Origin of the sequence: Peterkaempfera griseoplana, assembly GCF_001418575.1 — a bacterium.
In the GTDB taxonomy this organism is placed as follows: domain Bacteria; phylum Actinomycetota; class Actinomycetes; order Streptomycetales; family Streptomycetaceae; genus Peterkaempfera; species Peterkaempfera griseoplana.
In genome coordinates this window covers 1-4,837 of the sequence record NZ_LIQR01000540.1, presented here as the reverse complement: position 1 = coordinate 4,837, position 4,837 = coordinate 1, and the positions used below count along the sequence as shown (strand labels likewise).

Annotated in this window: 5 protein-coding genes and 1 pseudogene; 1 reads left to right on the top strand and 5 read right to left on the bottom strand. The window is 72.9% G+C overall.

Annotated features, from left to right (window positions below):
- From AOK09_RS32070 to AOK09_RS32055, 4 genes and pseudogenes are all read right to left on the bottom strand, one after another.
- Nucleotides 1-195: pseudogene (locus AOK09_RS32070) on the bottom strand (lamin tail domain-containing protein); the annotation flags it as partial.
- 532 nt (nucleotides 196-727) lie between these two features.
- Nucleotides 728-1,195, bottom strand: coding sequence for a GtrA domain-containing protein (locus AOK09_RS32065; protein ID WP_055590738.1), 468 nt, complete (start codon nucleotides 1,193-1,195; stop codon nucleotides 728-730).
- A 604-nt stretch (nucleotides 1,196-1,799) separates the two neighbouring features.
- On the bottom strand, nucleotides 1,800-2,159 hold the full coding sequence (locus tag AOK09_RS32060) for a hypothetical protein (protein ID WP_055590737.1): 360 nt from the start codon (nucleotides 2,157-2,159) through the stop codon (nucleotides 1,800-1,802).
- Nucleotides 2,160-2,174: 15 nt separating this feature from the next.
- Entirely contained in the window at nucleotides 2,175-2,390 is a 216-nt protein-coding gene (locus tag AOK09_RS32055) for a hypothetical protein (RefSeq protein WP_055590736.1), read from the bottom strand.
- 209 nt (nucleotides 2,391-2,599) lie between these two features.
- Here AOK09_RS32055 and AOK09_RS32050 point away from each other — a divergent pair, with 209 nt between their 5' ends.
- Nucleotides 2,600-3,700 (top strand): NAD-dependent epimerase/dehydratase family protein, encoded by a 1,101-nt coding sequence (locus tag AOK09_RS32050; RefSeq protein WP_055590735.1) that lies wholly within the window; start codon nucleotides 2,600-2,602, stop codon nucleotides 3,698-3,700.
- A gap of 29 nt (nucleotides 3,701-3,729) precedes the next feature.
- Here the strand turns inward: AOK09_RS32050 and AOK09_RS32045 are convergent.
- Nucleotides 3,730-4,837: sensor histidine kinase (locus AOK09_RS32045; RefSeq protein ID WP_055590734.1), on the bottom strand; the 1,108-nt coding region annotated here is incomplete at its 5' end.

Genomic DNA, 4,837 nt, shown 5'->3' with positions numbered 1-4,837 from the left:
GTTGTTGGTGAAGGGCACCCAGTTGGCGGGGCTTGCCGTGACGTTGTTGGTGAAGGGCACCCAGTTGGCCGGGGCCACAGCCGTCCGGCCGTCGGCGTGGACATTGGCTTCGGTGGCGGCGCTGGCCGGGACAGCGACAGCGGCGACAACCGCACCGGCCGCGATGGTTGCTGCGACGAGCTGAGAGAGCTTCACCCTGACTCCTGGTGTGAGTGCGAATCTGCGTCGAATCCAGCTCCGAGTCCCGGGGGTCAGGTCGGCATCGATGTCCACTGATGCGTCCCTGACGTGCTCCGAGGCTCGGCGCAGGCGTGCCGCTTCACCCGGACTGCGCTGCCCTGCGAATGCTGCGCATGTGCGGCCGCGGCGTTGACGAGTGAGGTCGTCATGGGCCGGGCGACGGCAGGAGCCGCCTTCCGTGGCGTCGGCCGTCGGCAGCCCCGGCAGTGGCTCTGTGCGTCCCTTGCGCCCCATGAGTCCCTCCCCGTAGTCACAACCCGAGACGAGTCGGCCGTTCCGGCTGTGACATACGCATCCGCTGATGTGACCCACATCTCACCACCCGGTGGCTCCCAGGGCGGAGGAAACGCATCCGCTGAGCGTTCGCGGATGCGGATGCGGGAAGGAGGCTGGTCCACTGCCGTTTCCGGGGGCCGCCACTGGGCCTGCGAGGTTCTGAACGGCGTCGGCGTACGGCTGCCGGGTCTCGGCTCGGCCGAGCGCGGATCTACGCCACCGCGTCGTACGCGGCCCGCGACCGGGCACCGTCGGTGGTACGGGGCCGGGGGGCGCGTTCCGCGAACACCGCCAGACGCAGCACGACATAGCGGCCGATCCCGACGAGTGCGGTGGCCGACAGGTACACCGTCTGGCGCAGAACGACGCCGGCGCCGGGACAGAGCATGGCCAGCGAGCCGACTGCGGCCGAGGTGACGAGCCAGCCGAGGGCCATGGTGGCGGCGCTCTTGAGGTGGCAGGCCAGACCCGGGCGGCCCTGGCCGAATGAGACCCGGGCGTGCAGCTCGGTGGCGATCACCGTGGACGCGACGGTGGTCAGCGCGTTCGCCGCCATCCACGGGATCCACTGCGCGAGCAGGACGAGTGCTCCCGACGCCACCAGGGTGACGCCGCTGCCGAGCCCGGCGAAGCGCCCGAACGCCGCCGCGTGCCGGCGGAGCAGTCGCAGGCCGCCCATGGTGCTCTCCTCCGCGTTCGCTGCCCCTTGAGGGGCCGTCGTCGTCATGCCGCAGAGCGTCGCCGACCCCCCATTCAGCACGGTTTCAGAGCGTTCTCAGGAGCACCGGCACAGATGAAATCGGCGCGGCGACACGCCGCCGCCCGCCTGGACCGCAACCGTCGTCCTGTGGAGTGCGGTCGAGGGCCCGAAGTCCGCCGTGCCTACGGTCCGGCCTGCGAGATCACTGGCCTCGGTGTTCATCACTCAGCACGCCGGCCTTCGCCTGGTCCTGTGCTGAGACACGACTTCTCCCTGATCCGGCCGCCCTGGGAAAGGCCAGAGCCCTCAAGCCCTGGTGGGGGGCTGTGCCGAGCAGGCGGGACCGGTCACGGCGCTGTCGGCCGGTATCCCCACCGAGCTGTCGGACCTGGGGGGCGCAGGCACGACCAGTGCGGACCACCGCCGAAGAGGTCGGGACTCCGAGCCCAGTCCACAATGCGTCCGCCGACGCCGACGACTTCGACCGCAGCAGGCGCCGCCCGCACAGCAGCGAGGGTCCGGCAGGCGGATGCCGGCCGGACCCTCACCACTGCGCCCTGTCTTCTCGGCGCGGGGCAGCAGGTCAGTGGTCGGAGTAGCTGAAGTCGCCCACGGTCCAGGCGCTGACGTCCTCGATGGCGACGCGGTACATCCCGCCCGTCTCCGGGATCCCGACCGTGCCCTGCAGGATCCGGGCGACATGGAAGTGAAGATGCGTCGGCGGCCCGTCCCTCCTCGCGGGGGCGTCGAAGACGGCGGAGAACTCGCCCAGGCGTGCGGAACCGGTCAGCACCTCCGACACCCTCTGCCGCCACACGGACTCGGGTGCCAGCCGACCGGTGATGACGGCACCGTTGGTGACCACGGTGAGGGACATCTGGTTGCTCTGTCCGGCCTCCACACGGCCGACGATTTCGACGATCAGCTCATCAGGCTTCGGCATGAGAACCAATTCTATTCACCGCTCCGTCCCGGCCGCCTCGATGGTGGCGCCCCCCGGCGAGGCGACCTCCACGGTCCTGCCGCGGACGACGGTGGTGGCACAGCTCCCGGGCCGGCCGGGCAGCCCCGCCGCAGCCACCGCTTGCCCGATGGCGTGGGTGACCTTGCCGGTCAGATCGGGGCCGACCGCGCCGTCGTGGACACCGGCCAGATGGGAGGAGTTGTCGTGCACGCTCCTCCCACGCGCGTACAGCGATCTCTCGGACCCGCGCACCCGCAGCGCCCCGCCCAGCCCGCTGGACCAGGTCTACCCCGGGGGGAGGACGCCGAGCCGTCGGTGTGCTGACCGCCGTGGGGGATCGTCTTACGGTGTGATGACGTGGCGTCGTCGGAGGCCTGTCGGTGCCGGATACGGGGTTGCCGCTGGTTAGCGTCGTCTCCATGAAGGTTCTGGTGACGGGCGGAGCAGGGTTCATCGGGGCGCGGGTGGCCGCGCAGCTCGCGGCGGACGGGCACGAGGTGCGGGTGCTGGACGCACTCCTGCCCGAGGCGCACGGCGGCGGTGATGCCGGGCCGCCGCTGCCGTCCGGGGTCGAGGTGCTGGTGGGCGATGTGCGCGACCCGGCGATCGTGGCGCAGGCACTGAGCGGGGTGCACGCTGTCTGCCATCAGGCCGCCATGGTGGGGCTGGGGCTCGATCTGGACGACGCACCCAAGTACGTGGCCTGCAATGACCTGGGCACCGCCGTCCTGCTCGCCGCCATGGCCCGGGCCGGGGTGCGCAGCCTGGTGCTGGCGGGCTCCATGGTGGTGTACGGAGAGGGACGCTACCGGTGCACCGTGCACGGAGAGGCCCCGGCTGCGCCGCGCCGGGTGGCGGATCTTGAGGCGGGACGGTTCGAGCCTCGGTGCCGCGAGTGCGGTCGGCCGTTGCAGCCGGAGCTGGTGCAGGAGACCGCCGCGCTGGACCCGCGCAATGTGTACGCGGCCACCAAGGTGGCCCAGGAGCACCTGGCCGCGGTGTGGGCCCGGGCGTGCGACGGCCGGGCGATCTCGCTGCGCTACCACAACGTCTACGGGCCCGGTATGCCGCGCGACACCCCGTACGCGGGGGTGGCGTCGCTCTTCCGCTCGGCGCTGGCGCGGGGGGAGGCGCCTCGGGTGTACGAGGACGGCGGGCAGCGGCGGGACTTCGTCCATGTCAACGATGTCGCCGCCGCCAACCGCGCCGCTCTGGAGCGGGTCGCCGGCGGTTCCGGTGGTACGGGTGAGGCGTTCAGGGCGTACAACGTGGGCAGCGGAGAGGTGCGCACCGTCGGGGAGATGGCCCGGGCACTGGCGACGGCCTGCGGGGGACCCGAACCGGTCGTCACCGGCCAGTACCGGCTGGGCGACGTCCGCCATGTGACGGCCAGTTCCCAGCGGCTGCGCAGCGAGCTGGGCTGGCGGCCGCAGGTTCCCTTCCACGTCGGCATGGCCGAGTTCGCCGCGGCGCCGCAGCGTGCGGCGGCGGCCGGTCCGGGCCTGCGCGGAACCGGCTGAACCGGGCCGGCGCCGAACCGGCTCGGGGGTCAGACCCTGGCCGCGCCCACAGGCGGCTGGAGGCGGTGGCCCGGGGCGGGGAGGATGACCTCGAAGCAGCAGCCGCCTCCGACGTTGCGTACCTCGGCCCGCCCCGCGTGCGCCTCGACGATGCCCCGGACGATCGCCAGCCCCAGTCCGGCGCCCGTGTCGCCGTGGTGCTCCCTGGAGTCCCCGCTGACGTGCCGCGGTGAGCGGGCGGCGCCGCCGCGCCAGCCGGTGTCGAAGACCCGGGGCAGGTCCTGCGCGGGGATACCACCGCAGCCGTCCTGTACGGAGAGCACCACAGCGTCGCCCTCCCGGCGGGCGGCCACCGCGACCGTGCCGTCCGCCGGTGTCGCACGGATGGCGTTGACCAGCAGGTTCGCCAGAACCCGGGACATCTCCCGGCCGTCCACCTCCACCGGCTCGGCCGCCACCCCGCCGTCGACCAGGCGCACACCGTGCTCCCGGGCGAGGGGCTGCGCCCCGCTCAGGGCCTCGTCGACCAGGTCGTAGGCGCAGACCCGGGTGAGGCTGAGGGTGAGGGCCCCGGCGTGGATGCGCGAGAGCTCGAAGAGGTCGTCGACCATGCCGGAGAGCCGGTCCACCTCGGCGCGGATCCGGCGGTGGTAGCGGGCCGGGTCCTCGGCCACGCCGTCCTCGAGGGACTCGGCCATCGCGCGCAGCCCCGCCAGCGGGGTGCGCAGGTCGTGCGAGATCCAGGCGATCAGCTCACGCCGGGAGGCCTCCAGGGCGCGCTCCCGCCGGCGGGAGGCGGCCAGTCTGGCGCTGGTGTCCTCCAGCGCCCGGCCGAGCGCGGTCAGTTCGCTGGTGGGGAGCCCAGCGGGCGCGGTGAAGCCCTCGTCGCTGCCCAGTCCGTCCGTGGCGGCGACCAGGGCGCGGCTGCCGGCGACCACCCTGCGCCCGATCAGCTGTGCGGGGACCTGGGCGGCCAGAGCGGACATGCCGACCACCGCCATCACCACGCCTAGGTCGTGGTCGGACAGGAACATGGCCTGGGCCACCATGACTGTTCCGGCGGTCATGGCCGCCGCGGCCACGACCGCGACCGCGAACAGGGAGGCGGCCACGGACCGGCGGCGCAGCAGCCGTACG

Bases quoted from the DNA above. Each gene is read 5' to 3' on its own strand.
- AOK09_RS32065 (WP_055590738.1), bottom strand. From the start codon at position 1,195: ATGGGCGGCCTGCGACTGCTCCGCCGGCACGCGGCGGCGTTCGGGCGC.
- AOK09_RS32050 (WP_055590735.1), top strand. From the start codon at position 2,600: ATGAAGGTTCTGGTGACGGGCGGAGCAGGGTTCATCGGGGCGCGGGTG.
- AOK09_RS32060 (WP_055590737.1), bottom strand. From the start codon at position 2,159: ATGCCGAAGCCTGATGAGCTGATCGTCGAAATCGTCGGCCGTGTGGAG.